We start from the raw sequence: 25443 nt of genomic DNA, 5'->3' as shown, positions 1-25443 counted from the left end.
ATCTTGCCAAAAATATCCCCGCCGGAGGCTCCCGTCCCTGCAACGGGCGCCCCGGCCGGGCTCAGATCATCTGCCAGATCAGCCGCACCGCCAGCGCCGTCGAGGTCACCACAAGCAGCGGCTTGATCACCTTCGCCCCGACCCGCATCGCCAGCCGCGCCCCCAGCCGCGCCCCCGCCATCTGCGCCAACCCCATCGCGAGCCCGGTGATCCACCACGGCGCCCCCACCGCCGCAAAGGCCACCAGCCCCCCCATGTTCGAGGCGAAATTTAGCAATTTCGTATGCGCCGTGGCCTTCAACACCCCATATCCCGCAAGGCTGACGAAACCGATCATGTAGAACGCCCCCGCCCCCGGCCCGACCAGCCCGTCATAAAACCCGATCAAGGGCACCACAAAGGCCGTGAAACTCGCCGGCCGGATCCGCTCGGCCCGGTCGGTATCATCCAGCCCCTTCTTGAAGGCGAAAAACCCCGCGATCGCGATCAGGATCACCGGCAGCGCCAGCCGCAGCCCCTCGGTCGGGATCCGCGCGACCAAAAGCGCGCCGCACAGCCCCGCCACGAAGGCCAGCCCCGCCGCACGGATCTGGCGGCGCAAATCGACATGCCCGCGCGCCGCATAAGAAACCGCCGCCGTCGCCGCCCCGAACGCGCCCTGCACCTTGTTGGTCGAGAGCGCCTCGAGCGGGCTCGCCCCCGCCAGGAGCAGAACCGGCAGCGTGATCAGCCCGCCGCCCCCCGCGATACTGTCGACAAAGCCTGCCGCAAAGGCCGCCGCGACCAGCATCGCCGCCACATCCAACGAAACCTCGAACATCCCGCCCCCCGATCCGAAGCCCCTTTCATCCGCCCGCCCCGGGCCAAAGTAAACCCCGCTTGTGAGCCCCCGCCGCCGGGGCTAGGCTCGCCCCATCCGACCCCGAGGGCCCATGACCTACCCCCGCCTTGCCCATTTCATCGCCCCCGCCCGGGCGCGCGCCGAACTCTGGCGCACCCTGCTCGGCCTCACCGGGGTCGTGGTGCTCTATTATTCGGCGCTCTTCGTCGCGATGGCGTTTGTGGTGGCGGCCTTGGGCGACGGGCGGCTGATGGCGCTCCTGCGCAATGTCCTGGGCGGTTCGACACCCTTCGGCCTCTCGCTGACGCTCGCGAGCTTCCTGCCGATGGCGGCGGCGGTGATCTTCGTCGCCCGCGCGCTCCATGCCCGGCGGCTCCTCACCCTGACCGGCCCCGGCGCGGGGGCGGCCTTCGCCCGGGTGATCGGCCCGCTCGTCGGGCTGCAGATCGCGCTTCTCGTCCTCCAGCTCGGCGGGCCCGATATCGGCCGCGCCACGCCGCTCGCCACGCTCCTGCGCTGGCTGCCGCTCGCGGGGCCGCTTCTCTTCCTCCAGGTCGCGGCCGAAGAACTCGTCTTCCGCGGCTATCTGCTGCAACAGATGGCGGCGCGGTTCCGCAGCCCGCTCGCCTGGATGATCCTGCCCTCGGCGCTCTTCGGCGCGCTCCATTACGATGCCGCGAGCTTCGGCCCGGCGGCGATCTTCCCGGCACTCTGGGCGGCGGTGTTCGGCTGCCTCGCCGCGGATCTCACCGCCCGCACCGGCAATCTCGGCGCCGCCCTCGCGCTGCATCTGGCCACCAATATCGGCGCGATCTTCCTCGTCGGGCTTTACGGCAACCTCGACGGGCTCGCGCTCTACACGCTGGTCCTCAACACCCGCGACATCGCCGCGATCGCGCCCTACATGGCCTGCGATTTCGCGCTTCTCCTCGTGAACTGGCTGATGATCCGCGTGCTCCTGCGCGTCTGATTGCAATTTCCCGCCGCGCGGCTTATCTGGGGGCGACGTGACGGAAGGCGCAAAGGGGGCCACAGCCAATGAACTGGATCTCGAACTACGTCCGCCCGAAGATCAACTCGCTGTTTTCGCGCCGCGAGGTGCCGGAGAATCTTTGGACGAAATGCCCCGAATGCGGCACGATGCTGTTCCACCGCGAACTGGCCGACAACCTCAACGTCTGCACCAATTGCGATCACCATATGGCGATCACGCCGCGCGAACGCTTCGCCAAGCTCTTTGACGGCGGCATCTTCTCCGAGGTCAAGGTCCCCGAGCCGATCGCCGACCCGCTGCAATTCCGCGATCAGAAGAAATACCCCGACCGGATGAAAGCCGCGCAGAAATCGACCGGCGAGAAAGAGGCGATGCTGGTGGCCGAGGGCGAGATCGCCCGCACCCCGATCGTCGCCGCCGCGCAGGATTTCTCCTTCATGGGCGGCTCGATGGGCATGTATGTCGGCAACGCCATCGTCGCCGCCGCCGAACGCGCGGTGAAACTCAAACGCCCGCTCGTGCTCTTCTCGGCCGCCGGCGGCGCACGGATGCAAGAGGGGATCCTCTCGCTGATGCAGATGCCGCGCACCACCGTCGCCGTGCAGATGCTCAAGGAAGCCAAACTGCCCTATATCGTGGTGCTCACCCACCCCACGACCGGCGGCGTCACCGCCTCCTATGCGATGCTGGGCGATGTCCAGATCGCCGAGCCGAACGCGCTGATCTGCTTCGCCGGGCCCCGCGTCATCGAACAGACGATCCGCGAGAAACTCCCCGAGGGCTTCCAGCGCGCCGAATATCTGCTCGATCACGGCATGCTCGACCGCGTGACGCATCGCAAGAAACTCCGCGAGGAACTCGTCACCATCTTGCGGATGCTCACCAACCAGTCGCCCGCGGTGATGGGCGATCTGCCCGCCCCCACTGACGCCGTCGACAAACCCGCCAAGGCCTGATCCTTTCATCTTGCCCCAAATATCCTGGGGGTCCGGGGGCAAAGTCCCCGGCCTTTCCAAACGTGAGGCCCCATGTCCGCTCCCGACAGCTCCGATATCATCCTCACCCGGCTGATGAGCCTGCACCCGAAGGTGATCGACCTCACCCTCGAGCGCATGCACCGCATCCTCGCCGCGCTCGGCCACCCCGAGGCGGCGATCCCCCCCGCGATCCATATCGCCGGCACCAACGGCAAGGGCTCGACGCAAGCGATGATCCGCGCCGGCCTCGAGGCCGCGGGCCAGCGCGTCCATGCCTATACCTCGCCGCATCTGGCGCGCTTTCATGAACGCATCCGCCTCGCCGGGGCGCTGATCTCCGAACCCGCGCTCGCCGCGCTCCTCGATGAATGCGAGGCGCAAAACGGCGGCACCCAGATCACCTTCTTCGAGATCACCACCGCCGCGGCCTTTCTGGCCTTCGCCCGCACGCCGGCCGATTACACCCTCCTCGAGGTCGGCCTCGGCGGGCGGCTCGATGCGACCAATGTGATCGAGCGCCCCGCGCTCACGATCATCACCCCGGTCTCGATCGACCATCAGCAATTCCTCGGCGAGACCCTGCCCGAGATCGCGGGCGAAAAGGCCGGGATCCTCAAGCGCGGCGTGCCCTGCGTGGTCGGCCCGCAGGCACCCGAGGGGCTCGCGGTGATCGAGGCGCGCGCCGCGCGGCTCGGCGCGCCGCTCTTTGTCCACGGCCAACATTGGCATGCGTTCGAGGAACGCGGCCGGCTCGTCTACCAGGATGAAAACGGGCTGCTCGATTTGCCGCTGCCCGCCCTGCCCGGCCCCCATCAGATCGAGAACGCCGGCGCCGCGATTGCCGCGCTGCGGGTGCTCGGCTTTGACGAGGCGGCCTGCGAGGCCGCCGTCACCCGCGCCGAATGGCCCGCCCGGATGCAACGCCTGCGCCGCGGGCCCTTGGCGGAAAGTGCGCCGGGGGTCGAGCTCTGGCTCGATGGCGGGCACAACCCGGCGGGCGGGGCGGCGGTGGCGGCGACGCTCGCGCGGATGCCCCCGCGCCCGACGCATCTGATCTGCGGGATGCTCAACACCAAGGATGTCGCGGGCTACATGCGCCCGCTCGCCGCCCAGGCCGCGAGCCTCACCGCCGTCGCTATCCCGGGCGAGCCCAATACGCTCCCCGCCGAGGTCACCGCCGAGGCCGCCACGCGCGCGGGTCTCGCCGAGGTCACGACCGCCCCCTCGGTCGCCGAGGCGCTCGCCCGGATCGCCGCGCACGACCCGGCGGCGCGGGTGCTGATCTGCGGCTCGCTCTATCTCGCCGGGCAGGTGCTCAAGGAAAACGGCTGAGCCCGGCGCGCGTTTTCGCCGGGGTCTCTGTGCGCCCACGCGCCTAGCGCGGGCCACCGGGCGCGCTTATCTTGGCGCTTGCACAGAAGGAGCCCGCCATGACCGCCCCCCTCGAATTCGGCCTCGATACTTTCGGCGACATCACCCGCGACACGAGCGGCCTGCGCCCCGCCGCCCAAGTCCTGCGCGACACGCTCGCGGAGGCCGAGCTCGCCGACCGGGTGGGGCTCGATTATTTCGGCCTCGGCGAACATCACCGCGCCGATTTCGCGATCTCCTCGACCGAGCCGCTGCTTGGCGCGATCCTGGCGCGCACCACGCGGATCAAGGCGGGCACCTCGGTCACGGTGCTGTCCTCCGATGACCCGATCCGGCTCTTCCAACGGCTCTCGACGCTCGACGCGCTGTTCCCCGGGCGCGCCGAAATCACCATCGGGCGCGGCTCCTTCACCGAGAGCTTCCCGCTCTTCGGCCATGCGCTCGACGATTACGAGACGCTCTTCGAGGAGAAATCGCAGCTCCTGCATCGGCTGATCACGCAGGAGAAGGTCTCGATCGAGGGGCGCCACCTGCCGCGGCTGAAAAACGTCACCGTCCACCCCCGCCCCGAGCGCCCGCTCACCGTCTGGCGCGGCGTCGGCGGCAGCCCGAATTCGGTCGTCGAGGCGGCGGCGATGTCGATGCCGCTGATGATGGCGATCATCGGCGGCGATGCGCTGCGGTTCCGGCCGCTGGTCGAGCTTTACGCCCGCGTGCGCGCGCAGATGGGCGAGGCGATGCTGCCCTTGGGCGTGCATTCGCCGGGCCATATCGCGGCGAGCGATGCGCAGGCGCGCGACGAATTCTTTCCCGCTTACGCCGAGATGCACAGCGCGATCGGGCGCAGCCGCGGCTGGCCGCCGCTCTCGCGCGCGGCGTTCGAGGCCGAGATCGAGCAGGGCTCGCTCTACGTCGGCGCGCCCGACACGGTGGCGGCGAAAATCGCGCGCACGGTCAACGGCTTGGGGCTCTCACGCTTCACGCTGAAATATAGCGCGGGCCCGCAAGACCCGGCGAGCCTCTCCCGCACGATCGAGCTTTACGGCACCGAGGTCGCGCCGCGGGTGCGGGCGCTGCTCGCGCAGGGCTGATCAGGCCTGCGCCGCCCAATCGGCCGATTGCATCTCGCGCAGCCGGCTTGCGGTGCGCTCGAATTCGAAGGTGCCCTCGCCCGCGCGGTAAAGCACCTCGGGTTCGGCCGCCGCCGAGCAGATCAGCCGCACCTTCGCCTCGTAAAGCGCGTCGATCAGCGTGACGAAGCGCTTGGCCTCGTTGAACCGCGCGGCGGAGAGCTGCGGGATATCGTCGATCATCAAGACCCGCACCGCGCCCGCGAGCGCGAGATAATCCGCCGGCCCCAGCATCGCGCCGCAGAGCGCATCAAAGCCCGTGCGCCCGACGCCGTTGTGGAAATGCTCGACCACGACCTCGCGGCCTTTCACATGCAAAACCAGCCGGTTGGCCTCGTCATGGCCGGTCAGCTCATCCCAGAGCGCATCCATATCCGCCCGCGCCTGCGCGCCCAGCGGCGTGAAATAGACCTGCGCGCCGGAGAGCCGGTGCTGGCGGTAATCGGTCTCCGAGGCGATCTCATGGACATCGAGGCGCGCGCGCAACATGCCGATGAAGGGCACGAAGAGTTGCCGGTTCAGCCCGTTCTTGTAGAGCTCTTCGGGCACCCGGTTCGAGGTGGTGACGACCGTCACCCCGGCGGCGAAGAGCAGCTCGAAGAGCCGCCCGACGATCATCGCATCGGCGATATCGGTGATCTGCATCTCGTCGAAGCAGAGAAGCCGGATCTCGGCCGCGATCTCCTTGGCGACCGGGGCGATGGCGTCCTCGACCCTGGCGCGGCGGGCGGTCTCGATCTTGGCCTGCACCTCCTGCATGAAGGCATGGAAATGCACCCGCCGCTTGGGCGCCGCGACCGCATCGCAGAAGAGATCCATCAGCATGGATTTGCCGCGCCCGACCCCGCCCCAGAGGTAGAGCCCGCGCACCGGCTCGGGGGGCTTCGTGAAGAGGCCGAAGAGGCCGGATTTCTTCACCGGCGCCTCGAGGCCCGCGCGCACGCGTTCGAGCATCGGCAGGACCGCGCGTTGGGCCGCATCGGCATGGATATCGCCCGCGGCGACGCGCGCGTCATAGATCTGGGTCAGAGTCGCTGTCATGGCGCCTTGGTATATGCTGCGCGCGCGAAAGAAAAGCGCCGCCGCCGCGCCGGGGCCAGCAAACGCTTGTCGCGCGGGGGCGCTTCCACTAGTGTCGCGAGCCGCAACAGGATGCCCGGAGGAGCCATGTCCAAGACCCCGCAACGCCTTCACCTCGTCTTTGGCGGCGAGCTGATCGACCCGCAGCGCAACGAGTTCAAGGATGTCGAGAAGATCCATGTCGTGGGCATCTTCCCGAATTACGCCGCCGCCCATGCCGCCTGGAAGGCCGAGGCCCAGCGCACCGTCGACGACGCCCACACCCGCTATTTCATCGCCCACCTGCACCGGCTGCGCGATGAGGAGATGGCGGCCGCGGCCGAAGATCAGGGGCGCTGAGCCCCCCCGATGCGCCGGTCGTTTCTGCTGTGGCTGCGTCTGACGCTGGCCGGGCTGCGCAAGCCCGGGCCCTTGGCGTTGCGCGCCGCGCAGGTGGAGCGCCCGGCGGGTCCGCTCGTGTGGCTCGTGCTGAGCGAGGGCACCGAGGCGGATGCGGCGCTCGTCGCGCGCCGGCTCGGGCAGTTGCGCGCGGGGCTGCGGCTGCGGGTGAGCGCGCCGGGGGCCGCGCCCGCCGCCGCGCTCTGGCCCAAGGGCACCGAGACCTTCGCCGCCCCCGAGGAAAGCCCCGCCGGGATCGCCCGGCTGCTCGCGCGCTGGCGGCCCGATCTGATCGTTCTGGTCGGCAATGACCTGCCCGCGGCGGTGATCTGCGGGGCGGGGAAGGTGCCGGTGATGCTCGTCGATGCCTGCCCCGGCGCGGCGGCGCGCCCGCTTCTGTTGCGCGGCCAACAGCGCGCGCTTCTCGGGCGGCTGAGCCGGATCCTGACCCGCGACCCGGCGAGCTCGGTCGCGCTCAAGCGCCTCGGCGCCGACCCCGCGAAGGTCGAGATCGGCGGGATCCTGGCCGAGCCGCCGGTGCCGCTGCGCTGCTCCGATCCCGAGCGCGCCTCGATCGCGCAGGGGCTGCGGGCGCGGCCGGTCTGGCTCGCGACGGCGGTGCCCGAGGCCGAGATCGAGACGGTGCTCGCCGCCCATACCCATGCGCTGCGGCTCGCGCATCGGATGTTGCTGATCCTCGCGCCCGATGCGCAAGAGGATGCGGTGGCGCTGGCTGCCCGGCTCGAGGGTGAGGGCTGGGCCGTCGGGCGGCGCTCGCTCGAGGGCGAGCCCGATGCCGAGATGCAGGTCTTTCTGGCCGATGATCCGGGCGATTACGGGCTCTGGTATCGGCTCGCGCCGGTCACCTATATGGGCGGCACCTTCACCGGCGCGGCGTATCATGCGCGCTCGCCGCTCGAGCCCGCGGCGCTTGGCTCGGCGATCATCCACGGGCCGCGGACCGCGCCCTTCACCCCCGATTACACCCGCCTGACCGAAGCCCGCGCCGCCCGCGCGGTGGCCTCGGAGGCCCAGCTCGGCGAGGCAGTGGCGGATCTGCTCGCCCCCGACCGCGCCGCGATCCTGGCGCATAACGCCTGGGCGGTGACCTCGGGCGGGGCCGGTGCGGTCGAGGCCGTCGCGCGCGCGATCCTGACCGAGCTCGATGCCGCGCGCGGATCGGAGAGAGAGTGATGGGCGCACCGCTGTTCTGGTATGGCCCCGCGGGCCTCATGGCGCGGCTCTTGGCGCCGCTCGGCGCGCTCTACGCCGCCGCCACCGCGCGGCGCGTCGCGCGGCCGGGGGTGAAGCTGCCGGTGCCGGTGATCTGCGTGGGCAACCTCAACGCCGGCGGCACCGGCAAGACGCCGACGGTGATCGCGCTGGTGCAACTTCTCGCCGCGCGGGGGGTTGCCGCCCATGTCGTCAGCCGCGGCCATGGCGGGCGCCTCGCCGGGCCGGTGCGGGTCATCGAGGGGCAGCACAGCGCCGAGGAAACCGGCGACGAGCCGCTCCTGATCGCCGCCTTCGCGCCGACCTGGGTCGCCAAGGACCGCGCCGCCGGGGCGCGCGCGGCGATCGCGGCGGGGGCACAGGCGATCGTGCTCGATGACGGCCACCAGAACCCGGCGCTCGTCAAGGATCTCACGCTGATCACGGTCGATGCGGTCAAGGGCTTCGGCAACGGGCTCTGCCTGCCCGCCGGCCCCCTGCGCGAGCCGGTCGCGGCGGGGCTCGCCCGCGCCGATCTGCTGCTCTCGATCGGCCCGCCCGCGGCGCAGACGGCGTTCTCCGCGCGCTGGGGCGCCGCGCTCCCCCTCCCGCATCTGACCGGGGCGCTCGCGCCTTTGCAAACCGGGATGGATTGGCAAGGCCTGCGCGTTCTCGCCTTCGCCGGCATTGGCCACCCGGAAAAATTCTTCGCGACGCTGCGCGGGCTCGGCGCCGATCTGGTCCGCGCCGAACCGCTCGAGGATCACCAACCCTTCACCCCGCGCCTGCTCACCCGCCTCGAGACCGAGGCGCGGCTGCTCGGCGCCCAACTCGTCACCACCGAAAAAGACGCCGCCCGCATGCCCGCGCGCTTCCGCCCGCAGGTGCTCGCCCTGCCGGTGCGCCTCCAGATCGACGACCCGCGCCCGCTCGAGACCCGCCTCGCCGCGCTCGGCCTCTGATTTCAACGATGCCGAAATATCCCGGGGGGCCGAGGCGCAGCCTTGGCGGGGGCAGCGCCCCCTCCGCCCTCAGGCCTCGAGCGACATCTCCGCCACCACCTCGTCCTGATGCTGCCCCAGCCGCGGCGAGGGCCGATCGAGCGCCAGCTCCGCCCCCGAGAAGCGGATCGGCAGCCGCACCCCCGGCACCCCTTCGGGCGCAATCTGCATCCCCCGCGCGACGATCTGCGGATCGGCAAAGACATCGCCCATCTCGTTGATCGGCCCGGCGGGCACCCCCTTCGCCTCACAAGCCGCAAGCAGATCGGCGCGGCTGAAGCCCCGGGTCTTCTCGGAGATCAGGCCGCTCAGCGCCTCGCGATTGGCGATCCGGTCGGCGTTGGTGAGATAGTCAGGCGCCTCCGCCAGCGCCTCGAGCCCGAGGATCGTGCAGAGCTTGCGATATTGCCCGTCATTGCCGGTGGCCAGAATCACATGCCCGTCGGCGCAGGGGAAAACCGCATAGGGCACGAGATTGGGGTGGGCGTTGCCCATCCGCTTGGGCGAAACCCCGGTCGCGAGGAAATTCATCGCCTGGTTCGCCATCACCGCGCTCGCGACATCGAAAAGCGCCATGTCGACATGCTGCCCCTCGCCGGTCACGGCGCGCTGATGCACCGCGGCGAGGATCCCGACCGCGGCATAAACGCCGGTGAACACATCGGTCACCGCCACGCCCACCTTCTGCGGCTCGCCCTCGGCGGGGCCCGTCACGCTCATCAGCCCGGACATGCCCTGGATGATGTAATCATAGCCCGCTCGGTGCGCATAGGGCCCGTTCTGACCAAAGCCCGTCACCGAGCAATAGATCAGCCGCGGGTTGACCGCCCGCAGGCTCGCATAATCGAGCCCGTATTTCGCGAGCCCGCCCACCTTGAAATTCTCGATCAGGATATCGGCCTCGGCCACCAGCGCGCGCACGAAAGCCTGCCCCTCGGGGGTGCGGAAATCGGCGGTGACCGAGCGCTTGCCGCGGTTGGCGGCGTGGAAATAGGCCGCGCTCGTCTCGCCGGCGTGCTCGATGAAGGGCGGGCCCCAGCGACGGGTATCGTCGCCCTCGGGGGCCTCCACCTTGATCACATCGGCGCCCAGATCGGCGAGGATCTGGCCGGCCCAGGGGCCCGCCAGAATCCGCGCCAGTTCAACGACTTTCAGACCGGCAAGAGGCGTCATCAGAGCTTCGCTTCGATCAGGGTCTTGAGCTCTTCCCACGGCATGTTCGAGAATTTCTCGCCGTTGATGACGAGCGTGGGGGTGGCGTTGATGTCGTCGGCGGTGGCGTTCTTCTGATAGGTCGCGACCATCGCCTCCATGCGTTTTTGATCGGTCATGCAGGCTTCGATCTGCTCCTGGCCGAGGCCCGCCTTCAGGCCGATCTTGCGCAGATTCGCCGCGATCGTGGCCTCGGTGCCGTCGCCGATCCAGTCTTGCTGGCTGTCATAGATCATGCCGCTGATCGCGTGGTATTTCAGATCCCCCCCGCAGCCCGCGATCAGCCCTGCCCAAAGGCCGAACTTGTCGAAATAGACCTCGCGGTGGATGAAGCGCACCTTGCCGGTGTCGATGAACTCGGCCTTCAGGCGCGGGTAGATCTCCTTGTGCCAGGTCGCGCAATGCGGGCAGGTGTAGGAGGCATATTCGACCACCGTCACCGGCGCCTCGGCGGCACCTTGGGCGATATCGGGCAGGGTCTCGATATTGGCGAGCTCTTCGGCGTTCGCGGGGAGCGAGAAGCCGGTCTGCGCGCCGGGGCGGGAGGCAATGATGCCCCCGATTGCGGCGATCATCGCGGCCCCGGAGATCCCGAGGAGGAGAGAACGTCGATTCATCTGTCAGCCTTTCTTGGTGTCGCTGCGGGCCGCGGCCCGGGTCAGGATGTTTTGTGCGAGCTGCTCGAGGGCGGCGCGCAGGCCCGGGTCCGAGGCGCCCTCGACGCTCGCCTGCGCGCGGGCGGTGAGCTCGGGCGAGGGCGGCGGTTTCGGGGCCTTGGGGGCGGGGGTGAACTCGGCCTGCCCCTCGGCAAAGCCGATCGGCGCGGTCTGGGTGAGGATCACCTTCGAGATCGCGTTATAGCCGTAGCAGGCGTTGACGCGCTCGCGGATCGTGGGGAGCTGCATCTGCAACATCGGCCCCGAGGCGCCTTGCGCGAGCAGCGTCAGCGTGGCGCCGAGCCCGGTTTTCGAATAGCCGATCTTGACCGGACGGGTTTGCGCCGCGATCTCCTCGCCGACCACCTCGGCCCAATGGGTGAGCAGTTTCGAGACCGCAAAGCCGCGGCTCTCGCCGGCCTGACGGATGCGCTCGCGCAAAAGCCCGCTCGCCGCCTCAAAGCCGCGCATCCGCCGCTCGGGGCGGCGCTCGGGGCCTTTGGTGGGGGGGGCGGGGGTCATGCGGGCTGTCTTTCCTTCGGGGCGGGCCTATCTTATGGCGCGTATCTTATGCGGCATGGGGGGCTTTGCCAGCCCATAGCTCGAAACGGAGGCATAAAGATTGCGTGACGGGGACGAAAGCGCAGCGAGCGCGGCGCTTTTGCGCTGGTATGACGGGGCGGCGCGGGTGATGCCGTGGCGCATCGGGCCGGCCGAGCGGGCGGCGGGGGCGCGCCCCGACCCCTATCGCGTCTGGCTCTCCGAGGTGATGTTGCAACAAACCACCGTCGCCGCGGTGCGCGGATATTTTCGCGCCTTTACAGAGCGTTGGCCGAGTGTCGAGGCGCTGGCCGCGGCCGAGGATGGCGATGTGATGGCCGAATGGGCGGGGCTTGGCTATTACGCCCGGGCGCGCAATCTCCTGAAATGCGCCCGCGCGGTGGCGGCCGAGCATGGCGGGCGCTTCCCCGAGACCGAGGCGGGGCTGCGCGCGCTGCCCGGCATCGGGCCCTACACGGCGGCGGCGGTGGCGGCGATCGCGTTTGACCGGCCCGCGGTGGTGGTCGATGGCAATGTCGAGCGGGTGGTGGCGCGGCTCTGGGCGGTCGAGGCGCCGCTGCCGGGCGCGAAGCCGCGGCTGACCGAGCTTGCCGGGCGGATCACGCCCGCGGCACGGCCCGGCGATCATGCACAGGCGATGATGGATCTCGGCGCGACGATCTGCACGCCGCGCAAGCCCGCCTGTGCGCTCTGCCCGCTGGCCGGGTTCTGCGCGGGGCGGATGATCGCCGAGACCCTGCCGCGCAAGGCGCCCAAACCCGAGAAACCCACGCGGCGCGGCTTTGCCTATGTGGCGGTGGGGCCGGCGGGCGAGGTGTTGCTCGAGCGGCGCCCCGAGAAGGGGCTGCTGGGCGGCACGCTCGGCTTTCCGGGCTCGGATTGGACCGAGACGCCCGCCCCCCGCCCGCCCTTCGCGGCCGACTGGCGCGCCGCCCCCGCCGCCGTGCGCCATACCTTCACGCATTTCCACCTCGAGCTGCAGGTGATGGTGGCCGAGCCCGCCGCCCCGCCGCCCGGCGCCACCCCGCGCGCGGGGTTCCGCCCCGCCGATCTGCCGACGCTGATGCGCAAGGTCTGGGATGCGGCGCAGGGCGCGCTTTCGTCGCAAGCGGAGTGATTGCGGCGGGCGCGCGCGCGGCTATCATGGCCCAAAGGCCACAGAGGTGCCCATGTCCAGCCGAGAAGAGATCCGCCGCCCGAGCCACGCCCTGCCCTTCTGGGTCTCGCTCGGCACGCTGCCGCTCGCGGCGGTGGAAGCCTGGTTCGGGGGCTGGACGCTGCTTCTGCTGCCGACCTATGCGTGGTGGTCGGTGACGCTCCTCGACCGGGTGCTCGGCCGCAACGAGGATCAACCCGATGTCGACACGCCGACCGCCGATCTCTTCTGGTATCGGCTGATCACGCTGATCTGGTTCCCGATTCAGGCGGCGGTGATCTATGGGGTGATCTGGTGGGTGACGCATACCGATCACCTGAGCGGGGTCGAAATCGTCGCGCTGTTCTTCGGGGTCGGCGTGATCTCGGGCACGATCGGCATCGTCTACAGCCATGAGCTGATGCATCAGCGCACCCGGGTCGAGCGCTGGCTCGGCGATCTCTTGCTCGCCACCGTGCTCTATTCGCATTTCCGCACCGAGCATCTCCTTGTCCATCACCTCTGGGTCGGCACGCCGCGCGATGCGGTCACCGCGCGCTATAACGAGGGGTTTCACCGGTTCTTCTGGCGGGTGCTGTTCGAATGCCCGCGCTCGGCCTGGCGGGCGGAGGCGCGGATGCTGGCGCGCGCCGGGCGGCCGGTGTGGCACCGCACCAACCCGTTCTGGCGCTACGCGGCGCTGCAGGGGCTGGCGCTCGGCGCGGCACTCGCGGTCGGCGGCTGGGCGGGGGTCGGGCTCTTCTTGCTCCAGGCCTTTTTCGCGGTCTGGCAGCTCGAGCTGACGAATTACGTCGAGCATTACGGGCTGACGCGCGAATATCTCGGCGAGGGGCGCTATGAACATGTCCTGCCGCGCCATAGCTGGAACGCCGATCACATGGCGTCGAACTGGCTCCTGATCAACCTGCAGCGCCATTCCGACCATCATTACAAACCCGACCGGCGCTTCCCGCTCCTGCAGACCTATTCCGCCGAGGAGGCGCCGCAGCTGCCGTTTGGCTACCCGGCGATGACCGCGCTCGCGATGGTGCCGCCTTTGTGGCGGCGGCGGATGAACCCACGGGTGCGGGCCTGGCGGGCGAAATATTACCCCCATATCGAGGATTGGACGCCCTACAAGGCGGGCACCACCCCGATGCCGCGCGGCTCCGTGTGAGACCTGGGAGTGCGTATTTTTGCCAAGAAGAAACGGGGTGGGTTTCTTCTTGGTCCAAATACGCAAAATCCGTCAGCGCACCACGCGCAGCGTCAGGTTGATGCGCCCGCCTTGGGCCAGGAGCGGCGAGGTCGCGGGCGCGATCCGGTCGACGCCGTGATAGCGCAGCCGCGCGGGCCCGCCCATCACCAGCACGTCGCCCGAGCGCAGCCACAGGCTCGCCGTCGACCCGCCGCGGGTTTCGTTGCCGATGCGGAAGAGCGCGTCATCGCCGAGCGAGATCGAGACGACGGGCTGGGTGAAATCGGCCTCGTCGCGGTCCTGATGGAGGCCCATTTTCGCGCCCTCGCCGTAGAAGTTCAGGAGGCAGCATTCCGGCGCGCGGGCCTCGGGCGCGACCGCCGCCCACACCGCGAGAACGCTTTGCGGGATCGCGGGCCAGGGCGCGCCGGCGGGATGGGTCTCGGCATAGCGGTAGCCGCGCCGGTCGGAGACCCAGCCAAACCGCCCCGCCGAGGTCATCCGCACCGACATCGGCCGCCCCGAGGGCGTCACCGGCGAAAAGAGCGGCGCGGCGGCCACCACCGCGCGCAGATCGGCGACCATCGCCGCCTGTTCGGCGCCGCTCAGCCAGCCCGGATAATGCAGAAAGCCGCGGATTTCCTGCGGCGCGGGGCGCGAAATCGGGCAATCGGCAGATTCTGTCATTTGTTGCGATCTTCCTCGAGCACGGTTCTTGCAGGGCTTCCGGCCCCTCCTTATATACGCCGGGAAGCCGCGAAAGCATCTAGCCTGGCGGTCCGAATTGAAACCCTGGGATAGGGGTCGGGGGCCTGATTGGACCCGCACCCCGCCGTATCGCCAAAGAAGAGGTATACACATGGCCAAAGTCATCGGGATCGACCTCGGGACCACGAACTCCTGCGTCGCCATCATGGACGGTTCGCAACCCCGCGTGATCGAGAACTCGGAAGGGGCGCGCACCACGCCTTCGATCGTCGCTTTCACCGACAGCGAGCGCCTCGTCGGCCAGCCGGCCAAGCGTCAGGCTGTCACCAACCCCGCCAACACCGTCTTCGCCGTCAAGCGCCTGATCGGGCGCCGGGTGACCGATGCCGAGGTCGAGAAGGACCGCAAGCTCGTCCCCTATTCGATCGTCGACGGCGGCAATGGCGACGCCTGGGTCGAGGTGAAGGGGGAGAAATTCTCGCCCGCGCAGGTCTCGGCCGTCATTCTGCAGAAGATGAAGGAAACCGCCGAGAGCTATCTTGGCGAGAGCGTGACGCAGGCCGTCATCACCGTTCCGGCCTATTTCAACGACGCGCAGCGTCAGGCCACCAAGGACGCGGGCAAGATCGCGGGCCTTGAGGTTCTGCGGATCATCAACGAGCCGACGGCGGCCGCGCTCGCCTATGGTCTCGACAAGAAAGAATCGAAAACCATCGCGGTCTATGACCTCGGCGGCGGCACTTTCGACATCACCATCCTCGAGATCGACGACGGTCTCTTCGAGGTGAAATCGACCAACGGCGACACCTTCCTCGGTGGCGAAGACTTCGACATGCGGATCGTGAACTACCTCGCCGAGGAGTTCAAAAAGGAGCATGGCGTCGACCTGACCAAGGACAAGATGGCGCTGCAACGGCTGAAGGAAGCCGCGGAAAAGGCCAAGATCGAGCTTTCGTCGAGCCAGCAGACCGAGATCAACCAGCCGTTCATCTCGATGGATGCCTCCTCGGGCACGCCGCTGCACATGGTCATGAAGCTGACCCGCGCCAAGCTGGAAAGCCTCGTGGGCGATCTGGTCAAGGCCTCGCTGAAGCCCTGCGCCGCGGCGCTGAAGGATGCGGGCGTCTCGAAGGACGAGATCGACGAGGTCGTGCTCGTCGGCGGGATGACCCGGATGCCGAAAGTCGTCGAAGAGGTCACCAAGTTCTTCGGCAAGGAGCCGCACAAGGGCGTGAACCCCGATGAAGTCGTGGCGCTCGGCGCGGCGATCCAGGCGGGCGTCCTGCAAGGCGACGTGAAGGATGTGGTCCTGCTCGACGTGACGCCGCTCTCGCTCGGGATCGAGACGCTCGGCGGGGTCTTCACCCGTCTGATCGACCGCAACACCACGATCCCGACCAAGAAGAGCCAGATCTTCTCGACCGCCGAGGACAACCAGAACGCGGTGACGATCCGGGTCTTCCAGGGCGAGCGCGAGATGGCGGCCGACAACAAGATGCTCGGCATGTTCAACCTCGAAGACATCCCGCCGGCGCCGCGCGGCATGCCGCAGATCGAGGTGACCTTCGACATCGACGCCAACGGCATCGTCTCGGTCTCGGCCAAGGACAAGGGCACCGGCAAGTCGCAGAACATCACGATCCAGGCCTCGGGCGGGCTCTCGGATGACGAGATCGACAAGATGGTCAAGGACGCCGAGGCGAATGCCGAAGCCGACAAGGCCCGCAAGGAGCTCGTCGAGACCAAGAACCAGGGCGAAAGCCTGCTGCATTCGACCCGCAAATCGGTCGAGGAGCATGGCGACAAGGTCGATGGGTCGACCGTCGAGGTGATCGAGCTGGCGTGCAATGCGCTCGAAGAGGCGCTGAAGTCGGAAGAGCCGGGCAAGATCAAGGGCGCGATCAGCAACCTGACCGATGCCGCGATGAAGCTCGGCGAGGCGATCTACAAGGCGCAGGCGGCCACCGCCGAGCCGGGCGCCGAGGAAGACGGCCCGCAGGGCGTGGACGACGATATCGTCGACGCCGATTTCGAGGACATGGGCGAAGACAAGCGCAAGTAAGCGCATGGCGAACCTGAGGAGCGGGCCCCCTGGGGCCCGTTCCCCTGTTCTCTGAAAGGGGTCAGCAATGGCAAAACGCGACTTCTACGAGGTTCTCGGCATCGCCAAGGGCGCCTCGGCTGACGAGATCAAGAAGGCCTATCGCACCAAGGCGAAAGAGCTTCACCCCGACCGCAACCAGGACAACCCCGACGCCGAGTCTCAGTTCAAGGAAGTGAACGAGGCCTATGACGTGCTCAAGGACGCCGACAAGAAGGCGGCCTATGATCTTTATGGGCATGCGGCGTTCGAGGGCGGCATGGGCGGCGGCGGCGGGCCGCGCGGCGGCTATGCGCAGGGCGATTTCGCCTCGGCCTTCTCGGATGTGTTCGAAGATCTCTTCGGCGATTTCATGGGCGGGCGCGGACCCGGCGGCGGCGGGCGTTCGCGCGCGCAACGCGGCTCGGATCTGCGCTACAACCTGCGGATCAGCCTCGAGGAGGCCTACAAGGGCGCGCAGAAGACGATCACCGTGCCCGGCTCGTCGCAATGCAGCTCCTGCAACGGCACCGGCGCCGAGGGCGGCGCGGAGCCGCAAAGCTGCCCGACCTGTTCGGGGCTTGGCAAGGTGCGGGCGCAAAACGGTTTCTTCACGGTCGAGCGGACCTGCCCGACCTGTGCGGGCGCGGGGCAAGTGGTGAAGAACCCCTGCCGGTCGTGCCATGGCACCGGGCGGGTGGAGAAAGAGCGCACGCTCTCGGTCAACATCCCCGCGGGCGTCGAGACCGGCACCCGGATCCGGCTTGCGGGCGAGGGCGAGGCCGGCATGCGCGGCGGCCCGGCGGGCGATCTCTACATCTTCATCGAGGTGCGCGAGCACGCGATCTTCCAGCGTGACGGGATCAGCCTCTATTGCCATGTGCCGGTCAGCATGGCCTCGGCCGCGCTCGGCGGCGAGGTCGAGGTGCCGACGATCGACGGCGGCCGCAGCCGGGTGAAGATCCCGGCGGGGTCGCAATCGGGGCGGCAGATGCGGCTGCGCGGCAAGGGGATGCCGGCGCTGCGCGGCGGGGCGGTCGGCGATATGGTGATCGAACTGGCGGTGGAAACCCCGGTGAACCTGACTGCGCGGCAGAAGGAGCTCCTGCGCGAATTCGAGAAGATCGAGGCCGAGAACAACCCCGTCGGGGCGACGTTCTTCAAGAAGGTCAAGAGCTTCTGGGAAAGCATGAAAGGTTGAGAGCGGCGCCTTCGGGCGCCGTTTTTGCGTATTTGGGCCAAGAAGAAGCGTTAACGTTTTCTTCACCATGTTGACGGAGGCTGGGGGGATGAAACCCCGCGATTCCGCCTTTCATGAAGCCCCGATGCCGCTCTTCGGCGATGCCGATGAAGCGGTGCCGGTGGTGATGCCGGCGGGGCGGTTGCCCTCTTATATCGCCGATCATCGCAAGCGCCTGCGGGCGCGGTTCATGGAGGGCGGTGCGCAGGCGCTGCCCGATTACGAGATGTTGGAGCTGGTGCTGTTCCGCGCGATCCCGCGACAGGATGTGAAGCCGCTTGCGCATCGGCTGATCGAGGTGTTTGGCGATTTCGGGCGGGTCGTTTCGGCGCCGCCGGCGCGGCTGATGGAGGTCACGGGCGTCGGCGAGGCGGTGGTGCAGGAGCTCAAGATCGTCGAGGCGGCGGCGCAGCGGCTGGCGCGGGCGAAGGTGTTGCACCGGCCGGTGCTGTCATCCTGGGCGGCGTTGCTCGAATATTGCCACACGGCGATGGCGCATCGCGAGACCGAGCAGTTCCGCGTGCTGTATCTCGACCGGCGCAACATCCTGATCGCCGATGAGGAGCAGGCGCGCGGGACGGTCGATCATGTGCCGGTTTATCCGCGCGAGGTGGTGAAGCGGGCGCTGGAGGTGAATGCCTCGGCGCTGATCCTCGTGCACAACCACCCCTCGGGCGACCCGACGCCCTCGCCGGCCGATCTCGCGATGACCGAGCAGATCCAGACCGCTTGCGAGGCGCTGGGGCTCGTGCTGCACGACCATCTGATCATCGGCAAGAGCCGGGAGCTGAGCTTCCGCGCGGAGGGGTATCTCTGAGGCTCAGTTCGCCGCGGCGAGCGAGAGCGGCAGGGCGGGCAGCTCCATCAGCACCGCGCCTTCGGGCTCGTCGCAGCCGGGCAGCGCGAGGCTGAGCGTCTCGGGCCCGGCGGTGCGGCCGGCGAGGACGCGCGTCACGGCGGCCTCGAGATCCTGCCCGCAGCTCGCGGCATCGACGCGCGCCTCGAGCTCGAAACGTTGATCGGTCATGCCGGCGGGGGCGGTATAGACCTGCGCATGAGTGCCCTCGGGGCGGTCGCCGAGCGCGGTGAGATAGCCGCCGAGATCGGTTTCGGGGGTGCGCGGCCGGTCGGCGGCGATATGGCCCGCGCCGCCATGGGCCGAGCCGTATTCATAGATATTGAGCCCGGCCTCGGCGGCGCCCTGCCAGACCAGAACGACCCGGTTGAGCGCCTCGAGGCCGGTGACCGAGGCGCTGGCCTCGAGGGTTTCGTCGGGGCCGAGGCGCGCGCTGAGCCGGGCCCGCGCGGCGAGCGCGGGGATCGTGCCCGTCCAGTCGCCCTGCGGATCCAGCGTGGCGGTAAAGCGCAGCGCGCCTTGCGCGATCTCCACGCTCTGCCCGGCCCGGCACGGCGCATGCAGCGCGACGGCGAGCATCGCGGAGGGGGCCGGGGTGAGCGTCAGGGCCGCGGGATCACAATGCGAGAAGCTCGCCTCCGGCGCCTCGGTGAGCGCGGCGAGCCGGACCCCGCCATCGGCGGCAATCGCGCGCGCGGGCAGGCTCGGGAGCTCGGCGGTGCTGCCGATCCGGGCGGAGAGTTGCGTGACATTGGCGAGCGTCACGAGGCGGGGATTGGCGGCCACGGCGGTGGGTTCCGGGCCCAGCGTATTGGCCGATTGCATCACATGGCCCGTCGCGGCGGCGAGCAGGAACGTCGCGCCGACCATCATCACATTGCGCAGAGTTTGCCTGTTCATCTCCGCCTCCAGCCGAATCCCTCGTCTTTTCAAAGGCTAGGGGCGGAAAAGGGCAAAGCGATGACCCGGTTGTGGCAATGTTTCCATTTTTTAAACCTTTTCACCGCCCCAGATCTGGGAGGCAAGGCGTTGGAAACACTCCAGATATGGAAAGCGGCCCCGAGGTCGCCCCCGGAGCCGCCTTGTCCATGCCGCAATCGTCTCAGAGACGGCCGTGGCAGTGTTTGAACTTCTCGCCCGAGCCACAGGGGCAGGGATCATTGCGCGAGGGCTCGCCCCAGGTCGAGGGGTCTTTCGGGTCGAAGCCCGGCCGCGCGGCGGCGGGTTCGGGGGCCGCCGGGGCGGGGGCCGGCGCCGGGGCCGTGCCGGGCTCGGCGGGCGCGGGCGGCGCGAGGCCGGCCTGTTGGGCGAGGATCGCGGCGCGCTCTTCCTCGGTCAGCGGGCGGATCTGGGCGAGACGTTTGGTCACCTCCGAGCGCAGCCCGTCGAGCATCGTCTCGAAGAGCTGGAAGCTCTCGGTCTTGTATTCCGACAGCGGGTCGCGCTGCGCATAGCCGCGGAAGCCGATGACCGAGCGCAGATGCTCGAGCGTGACGAGGTGCTCGCGCCATTTCGTGTCGATCGTCTGCAGCAGCACCTGTTTCTCGATCAGCCGCATCGTCGGCGCGCCAAAGCCCTCGGCCTTCTCGGCCATATAGGCATCGGTCGCCTTCTCGATACGCTCGCGCAGCGCGTCCTGATCGACGCCCTCTTCCGCCGCCCAGGCCGGGATCGGCAGATCGACGTTCAGCTCGGCGAGGACCGCGGCCTGAAGGCCTGCGGCATCCCATTGATCAGCATAGCTTTTCGGCGGGGCATATTGATCGACCAGATCGTCGATCACCTGATAGCGCATATCCTGCGCGATCTCGGCGATATCCTCGGCCTGCATGATCTCGCGGCGCTGGCTGAAGATCGCCTTGCGCTGATCGTTCATCACATCGTCGAATTTCAGAAGCTGTTTGCGGATGTCGAAGTTGCGGCCCTCGACCTTCGCCTGGGCGCGTTCGAGCGATTTGTTCACCCAGGGGTGCACGATCGCCTCGCCGTCCTTCATGCCGAGCTTCGAGAGCACCGAATCGAGTTTGTCGGAGCCGAAGATCCGCATCAGATCGTCTTCGAGCGAGAGGAAGAACAGCGAGCGCCCCGGGTCGCCCTGACGGCCCGAGCGGCCGCGCAGCTGGTTGTCGATGCGGCGGCTTTCGTGGCGCTCGGTGGCCAGAACGAAGAGCCCGCCGGCCTCGAGCACGCGCTTTTTCTCCTCGGCGTGTTCGGCCTCGATGCGCGCGCGCACCTGGTCGGGGTCGGCCTCGGGGTTGGCGGCGAGCTCGGCGAGCACCTTCATCTCGACATTGCCGCCGAGCTGGATATCGGTGCCGCGGCCGGCCATGTTGGTGGCGATGGTCACCGCGCCGAGGCGGCCGGCATCGGCGACGATCTGGGCTTCCTGCGCGTGCTGGCGGGCGTTGAGGACGTTATGGGGGATGCCCTCGGCCTTCAGCATCTCCGAGAGCATCTCGGATTTCTCGATCGAGGTGGTGCCGACGAGGATCGGCTGGCCCTTCTCATGGGCTTTCTTGATCGCCTCGATCACGGCGGCGTATTTCTCGCGCGCGGTGCGGTAGACGCGGTCGTGTTCGTCCTTGCGCTGCACCGGGCGGTTGGTGGGCACCTCGACGACGCCGAGGCTGTAGATCTCGGCGAATTCCTCGGCCTCGGTGGCGGCGGTGCCGGTCATGCCGCCGAGCTTTTCATAGAGGCGGAAGTAGTTCTGGAAGGTGACCGAGGCGAGCGTGACGTTCTCGGGCTGGATCTGCACGCCCTCTTTCGCCTCGATCGCCTGATGGAGCCCGTCGGAGAGGCGGCGGCCCTTCATCATCCGGCCGGTGAATTCGTCGATCAGCACGATCTCGCCGCCCTGCACCACATAGTTCTGATCCTTGTGGAAGAGCTTGTGGGCGCGCAGGGCCTGCGTGACGTGGTGGACGATCGTGGTGCTTTCCGGGTCGTAGAGCGACTGGCCCTCGGGCAGCACGCCGTCTTCGCGCAGACGGCGTTCGATGAATTCATTGCCCTCTTCGGTATAGGTCGCGTTGCGGCCCTTTTCGTCGAGGGTGAAATGCTCGGGCGCGAGCTCGGGGATATATTTGTCGAGCGTGATGTAGAGCTCGGAGCGGTCCTGCGAGGGGCCCGAGATGATCAGGGGCGTGCGCGCCTCGTCGATCAGGATGCTGTCCACCTCGTCGACGATGGCGAAGAAATGGCCGCGCTGCATCATCTCCTCGACCGAGCCCTTCATGTTGTCGCGAAGGTAGTCGAAGCCGAGCTCGTTGTTGGTGGCGTAGGTGATGTCGGCGGCATAGGCCACGCGCTTTTGCTCATCGGGCTGGAAGGGCACGACGACGCCGGTGGTCAGGCCGAGCGCGCCATAGACCTTGCTCATCCATTCCGCGTCGCGGCTGGCGAGGTAATCGTTGACGGTGACCACATGCACGCCCTTGCCGGCGAGCGCGTTGAGATAGGCCGGGAAGGTGGCGACGAGGGTCTTGCCCTCGCCCGTCTTCATCTCGGCGATATTGCCCTGATGGAGGAAGATCCCGCCCATCAGCTGCGTGTCGAAGGCGCGCAGGCCGAGCGCGCGGCGCGCCGCCTCGCGGCAATTGGCGAAGGCCTCGGGGAGCAGCGCGTCGAGGCTCTCGCCGCTTTGGGCGCGGCCTTGCAGCTCGCGGGTTTTCTCGATGATCCCGGCATCGGAGAGTTTCTCGAACTCCGGCTCGAGCGCGTTGATCTTGGCGACCAGGGGGCGCACCGATTTCACCTTGCGGTCATTCGGGGTTCCGAAGACCTTTTTTGCGAGAGTTCCGAGGCCCAGCATGTTTTCTCCGCGGGTTCGTCTGACCAAATCGTGTGCAAAGCGGCCTTGCCGTGTTCCGAAGGGCCGCCTAGAACGGCTATCGAATACGGGGCGCGCCTGCTTTCACAGGACTTAGGCGATGTAAGGGGCCGCCGGGAGAGTGTCAACGCCGCGGGGTGCCGCGGCCCCATATGGAGTGGCTTTGATGCCGAAACTCACGAAGATTCTTGGTGCGGCGACGCTGGTTCTGACGCTGGCCGGTGCGGCGCAGGCCGAGGGTCTGAAGGCCGATCAGGTGGTGGCGACGGTGAACGGCAAGGATATCACGCTCGGTCAGATGCTGGTCGTGCATGACAGCCTGCCCGCCGAATATCTCAGCCTGCCCGATGACGTGCTCTTCAACGGCATTCTCGAGCAGCTGATCCAGCAGACCGCGCTCTCCGAGATCGGCGAGGGGATGATGACCCACCGCGACGAGATCGCGCTCGAGGTCGACCGGCGCGCCTATCTGGCCAATTCGGTGCTCGATTTCACCGCCAAGGGCGCGGCCACCGAGGAAAAGGTGATGGAGGCCTACAAGATCCGCTACGCCGAGGCCGAGCCCTCGCGCGAGTATCACGCGGCCCATATCATCGTCGACACCAAGGAAGAGGCCGAGAAGATCAAGGCCGAGATCGACGGCGGCGCCGATTTCGCCGAGGAAGCCAAGAAGAACTCGAAAGATGGCGCGGCGGCCAATGGCGGCGATCTGGGCTGGTTCGGGCTCAAAGCGATGGTGCAGCCCTTTGCCGACGCGATCGCCGGCATGAAAGACGGCGAGATCGCCGGGCCGGTGCAGACCGAATATGGCTGGCATGTGATCAAGCTCTATGAATCGCGGCTGGCCGATGCGCCGAAGATCGAGGACGTGCGCGCCGAGATCGAGGGCGATCTGCGGCAGGAAGCCGTCGAGAAACGCGTGAAAGACACGATTTCGGCCGCCAAGGTCGAGAAGATGACCGATGGGATCGACCCGGCCGTCCTGAAGGACGCGACGGTTCTCGGCCAGTAACGCGCGGGAGGCGGCGATGGCGAAGAAGACGGAACTGAAGGCCAAGATCGAAAAGCTCAAGGCCAAGGTGAAGAAGCTCAAGGGCGATCTGGGCCATGTGGCCGAGGAGGTCGCGGGCGAGGTCGGCGCGGTGATGACCAAGGTCAAGGCCGCGAACCCCGTCTCGCCGCTGGCGCCGGCGCGGTTCCCCGATCTGCCGGTGATCGAGGGCGTCGAATTCGCCGCCGCGCCCGCCGGCGTGCGCTATGCGGGGCGCACCGATGTGATGCTGGCCAAGATCGCGCCGGGCGCGGCGATCGCGGGGGTGTTCACCACCTCCTCGACGCGGGCGGCCTGCGTGCTCGATTGTCAGGAAAAGCTGAAAGCGCGCGTGCCTGCCGATGCGGGTGCGGCGATCGTGGTGAACTCGGGCAATGCCAACGCCTTTACCGGCGCGCTGGGTCAGGAAGCGGTGGATGCGGTGACCGGCGCGGTGGCGCAGGCGCTCGGGATGCCGGCGAGCCGGGTGTTCTCCTCCTCGACCGGGGTGATCGGCGAGCCGCTGCCCTATGAGCGGATCACGGCCGCGATCCCGGCGCTGACGGCCGCGCTCGACGCCGGCGGCATCGAGGCGGCGGCGCGCGCGATCATGACGACCGACACCTTCCCGAAAGGCGCCGCGGCCGAGATCGAGGGCGAAGGCGGCGTGATCAAGATCGCCGGGATCGCCAAGGGCTCGGGGATGATCGCGCCGAATATGGCGACGATGCTGGTCTATATCTTCACCGATGCGAAGATCCCGGCGAAGAACCTGCAAAAGATGCTCTCGCGCAATGTCGACGAGACCTTCAACGCGATCACCGTCGACAGCGACACCTCGACCTCGGATGCGCTGATCGTGGCGGCGACGGGGCGTTCGGCGGCGGCGGAGATCACCGATCTGCGCTCGAAGGTCGCGCGCGATTTCGAGGCGGCGCTGCATGGCGTGATGCTCGATCTGGCGCAGCAGGTGGTCAAGGATGGCGAGGGCGCGACGAAATTCGTCGAGGTGCGCGTGAGCGGCGCCGAGACGGCGGAGGATGCGCATAAGGTCGCGATGGCGGTGGCGAATTCGCCGCTGGTGAAGACCGCGATCGCGGGGCAGGATGCGAACTGGGGCCGGGTTGTGGCCGCGGTCGGTAAATCCGGCGCGAAGGCGGATCGCGACAAGCTGCGGATCAGCTTTGGCGACATGGTTCTGGCGGAGAATGGCTGGCGGGTGCCGGATTACTCCGAAGAGGCGGCGAGCGCCTATATGAAGGGGCAGGAGCTCGTGATCGGGGTAGATCTTGGGCTCGGCAAGGCGAAGAAATCGGTCTGGACCTGCGATCTGACGCACCGCTACATCGATATCAACGCGGATTATCGCTCGTGAGCGGCGGCTGCGGCCCGGAGGGGGCGCCCCCGCCCCCCGCGCCTGCGCGGATCATTCTGGTCGCGGCCGTGGCGCTGATCGACCCCGACGGGCGGGTGCTTCTGGCGCAGCGCCCGGAGGGGAAATCGCTTGCGGGGCTGTGGGAGTTCCCCGGCGGCAAGGTCGAGCCGGGCGAGAGCCCGGAGACCGCGCTGATCCGCGAGCTGCATGAGGAGCTCGGCATCGACACCTGGCACAGCTGCCTCGCGCCGCTGACCTTTGCGAGCCATGCCTATGACGATTTTCATCTGCTGATGCCGCTTTATGCCTGTCGTCGCTGGGAGGGGATCGCGCATCCGCGGGAGGGGCAGAGGCTCGCCTGGGTGCGGCCGAACGACCTGCGCAGCTATCCGATGCCGCCCGCGGATGAGCCCTTGATCCCGATTCTGCGCGATTGGCTGTAATATTCGGTTAGTTTGCGCCCGCGGCATCGCAATATTATTTCGAGAAGCGGCGTTTTGTTGTTTACTCTTCGTAAATAATTTGCGACTACCGTGGAAGCAGATGAGATTTGGGAGGATGTCTGATGCTGCGGAC

23 protein-coding genes are annotated in these 25443 nt (G+C 68.1%); 15 read left to right on the top strand and 8 right to left on the bottom strand.

Annotated features, from left to right (window positions below; genetic code table 11):
* Positions 1–61: 61 nt before the first annotated feature.
* Positions 62–820 (bottom strand): TSUP family transporter, encoded by a 759-nt coding sequence (locus LPB142_RS01800; protein ID WP_068766324.1) that lies wholly within the window; start codon positions 818–820, stop codon positions 62–64.
* Positions 821–932: 112 nt separating this feature from the next.
* On the opposite strand from LPB142_RS01800, the gene LPB142_RS01795 reads away from it, so the two are divergent.
* The 4 genes from LPB142_RS01795 to LPB142_RS01780 all read left to right on the top strand — a co-directional run bounded on the left by LPB142_RS01795 (position 933) and on the right by LPB142_RS01780 (position 5274).
* Positions 933–1811 (top strand): CPBP family intramembrane glutamic endopeptidase, encoded by an 879-nt coding sequence (locus tag LPB142_RS01795; RefSeq protein WP_071165327.1) that lies wholly within the window; start codon positions 933–935, stop codon positions 1809–1811.
* A 68-nt stretch (positions 1812–1879) separates the two neighbouring features.
* Positions 1880–2791, top strand: a complete 912-nt coding sequence (accD, locus tag LPB142_RS01790) for an acetyl-CoA carboxylase, carboxyltransferase subunit beta (protein WP_071165326.1) — start codon at positions 1880–1882, stop codon at positions 2789–2791.
* A gap of 72 nt (positions 2792–2863) precedes the next feature.
* Entirely contained in the window at positions 2864–4144 is a 1281-nt protein-coding gene (locus LPB142_RS01785; protein ID WP_071165325.1) for a bifunctional folylpolyglutamate synthase/dihydrofolate synthase, read from the top strand.
* A 98-nt stretch (positions 4145–4242) separates the two neighbouring features.
* Positions 4243–5274 (top strand): LLM class flavin-dependent oxidoreductase, encoded by a 1032-nt coding sequence (locus tag LPB142_RS01780; protein WP_071165324.1) that lies wholly within the window; start codon positions 4243–4245, stop codon positions 5272–5274.
* On the opposite strand, the gene zapE is transcribed toward LPB142_RS01780, so the two are convergent.
* Positions 5275–6354 carry a cell division protein ZapE gene (gene zapE / locus LPB142_RS01775; RefSeq protein ID WP_071165323.1) on the bottom strand — a complete coding sequence of 360 codons (1080 nt, stop codon included), beginning with the start codon at positions 6352–6354 and terminating at the stop codon, positions 5275–5277.
* 126 nt (positions 6355–6480) lie between these two features.
* On the opposite strand from zapE, the gene LPB142_RS01770 reads away from it, so the two are divergent.
* From LPB142_RS01770 to lpxK, 3 genes are read left to right on the top strand one after another with little or no spacing between them, the layout of a single operon-like run.
* On the top strand, positions 6481–6732 hold the full coding sequence (locus LPB142_RS01770) for a DUF4170 domain-containing protein (RefSeq protein ID WP_071165322.1): 252 nt from the start codon (positions 6481–6483) through the stop codon (positions 6730–6732).
* A 9-nt stretch (positions 6733–6741) separates the two neighbouring features.
* Positions 6742–7965, top strand: a complete 1224-nt coding sequence (locus LPB142_RS01765; RefSeq protein WP_071165321.1) for a 3-deoxy-D-manno-octulosonic acid transferase — start codon at positions 6742–6744, stop codon at positions 7963–7965.
* Entirely contained in the window at positions 7965–8945 is a 981-nt protein-coding gene (gene lpxK, locus LPB142_RS01760) for a tetraacyldisaccharide 4'-kinase (protein WP_071165320.1), read from the top strand. The genes LPB142_RS01765 and lpxK overlap by 1 nt, the downstream gene beginning before the upstream one ends.
* 69 nt (positions 8946–9014) lie before the next feature.
* Here lpxK and LPB142_RS01755 read toward each other — a convergent pair whose 3' ends face one another.
* The 3 genes from LPB142_RS01755 to LPB142_RS01745 are packed head-to-tail and all read right to left on the bottom strand — an operon-like array spanning position 9015 to position 11374.
* Positions 9015–10160, bottom strand: coding sequence for a CaiB/BaiF CoA transferase family protein (locus LPB142_RS01755; protein WP_156894420.1), 1146 nt, complete (start codon positions 10158–10160; stop codon positions 9015–9017).
* The gene (locus tag LPB142_RS01750; protein WP_071165318.1) at positions 10157–10813 is read right to left on the bottom strand and encodes a DsbA family protein; all 657 of its coding nucleotides are present in this window, start codon (positions 10811–10813) and stop codon (positions 10157–10159) included. Before LPB142_RS01750 ends, LPB142_RS01755 begins: the two co-directional genes overlap by 4 nt.
* A gap of 3 nt (positions 10814–10816) precedes the next feature.
* Positions 10817–11374: a DUF721 domain-containing protein gene (locus tag LPB142_RS01745; RefSeq protein ID WP_068766335.1), complete on the bottom strand. Its 558-nt coding sequence runs from the start codon at positions 11372–11374 to the stop codon at positions 10817–10819.
* A gap of 100 nt (positions 11375–11474) precedes the next feature.
* Between LPB142_RS01745 and LPB142_RS01740 the strand changes: the two genes are divergently transcribed.
* Together LPB142_RS01740 and LPB142_RS01735 are read left to right on the top strand one after the other, a co-directional pair.
* Entirely contained in the window at positions 11475–12530 is a 1056-nt protein-coding gene (locus tag LPB142_RS01740) for an A/G-specific adenine glycosylase (protein ID WP_071165317.1), read from the top strand.
* 52 nt (positions 12531–12582) lie between these two features.
* Entirely contained in the window at positions 12583–13725 is a 1143-nt protein-coding gene (locus tag LPB142_RS01735; protein ID WP_071165316.1) for an alkane 1-monooxygenase, read from the top strand.
* A gap of 72 nt (positions 13726–13797) precedes the next feature.
* Here the strand turns inward: LPB142_RS01735 and LPB142_RS01730 are convergent, their stop codons facing one another.
* Entirely contained in the window at positions 13798–14433 is a 636-nt protein-coding gene (locus LPB142_RS01730; RefSeq protein ID WP_071165315.1) for an alpha-ketoglutarate-dependent dioxygenase AlkB family protein, read from the bottom strand.
* A gap of 172 nt (positions 14434–14605) precedes the next feature.
* Between LPB142_RS01730 and dnaK the strand changes: the two genes are divergently transcribed.
* From dnaK to radC, 3 genes are all read left to right on the top strand, one after another.
* Positions 14606–16516 (top strand): molecular chaperone DnaK, encoded by a 1911-nt coding sequence (gene dnaK / locus LPB142_RS01725; RefSeq protein WP_071165314.1) that lies wholly within the window; start codon positions 14606–14608, stop codon positions 16514–16516.
* A gap of 67 nt (positions 16517–16583) precedes the next feature.
* The gene (gene dnaJ / locus LPB142_RS01720) at positions 16584–17735 is read left to right on the top strand and encodes a molecular chaperone DnaJ (protein ID WP_071165313.1); all 1152 of its coding nucleotides are present in this window, start codon (positions 16584–16586) and stop codon (positions 17733–17735) included.
* Positions 17736–17823: 88 nt separating this feature from the next.
* Positions 17824–18591: a RadC family protein gene (radC, locus tag LPB142_RS01715; RefSeq protein ID WP_071165312.1), complete on the top strand. Its 768-nt coding sequence runs from the start codon at positions 17824–17826 to the stop codon at positions 18589–18591.
* Positions 18592–18594: 3 nt separating this feature from the next.
* Here the strand turns inward: radC and LPB142_RS01710 are convergent, their stop codons facing one another.
* Together LPB142_RS01710 and secA are read right to left on the bottom strand one after the other, a co-directional pair.
* Positions 18595–19530: a hypothetical protein gene (locus tag LPB142_RS01710; protein WP_071165311.1), complete on the bottom strand. Its 936-nt coding sequence runs from the start codon at positions 19528–19530 to the stop codon at positions 18595–18597.
* A gap of 202 nt (positions 19531–19732) precedes the next feature.
* Entirely contained in the window at positions 19733–22444 is a 2712-nt protein-coding gene (gene secA / locus LPB142_RS01705) for a preprotein translocase subunit SecA (protein ID WP_071165310.1), read from the bottom strand.
* A gap of 184 nt (positions 22445–22628) precedes the next feature.
* Here secA and LPB142_RS01700 point away from each other — a divergent pair, with 184 nt between their 5' ends.
* The 3 genes from LPB142_RS01700 to LPB142_RS01690 all read left to right on the top strand — a co-directional run bounded on the left by LPB142_RS01700 (position 22629) and on the right by LPB142_RS01690 (position 25310).
* Complete coding sequence (locus LPB142_RS01700; protein WP_068766344.1) at positions 22629–23474, top strand: peptidylprolyl isomerase; 846 nt, start codon at positions 22629–22631, stop codon at positions 23472–23474.
* Positions 23475–23607: 133 nt separating this feature from the next.
* Complete coding sequence (gene argJ / locus LPB142_RS01695) at positions 23608–24867, top strand: bifunctional glutamate N-acetyltransferase/amino-acid acetyltransferase ArgJ (protein ID WP_068766526.1); 1260 nt, start codon at positions 23608–23610, stop codon at positions 24865–24867.
* Positions 24864–25310, top strand: a complete 447-nt coding sequence (locus tag LPB142_RS01690; protein WP_071165309.1) for a (deoxy)nucleoside triphosphate pyrophosphohydrolase — start codon at positions 24864–24866, stop codon at positions 25308–25310. Before argJ ends, LPB142_RS01690 begins: the two co-directional genes overlap by 4 nt.
* The last annotated feature ends 133 nt before the right edge of the window (positions 25311–25443 follow it).

It is taken from the genome of Rhodobacter xanthinilyticus, assembly GCF_001856665.1.
Lineage (GTDB): Bacteria > Pseudomonadota > Alphaproteobacteria > Rhodobacterales > Rhodobacteraceae > Rhodobacter > Rhodobacter xanthinilyticus.
The sequence above is the reverse complement of the archived record's forward strand: the minus strand, read 5'-3'. Positions and strand labels throughout refer to the sequence as shown.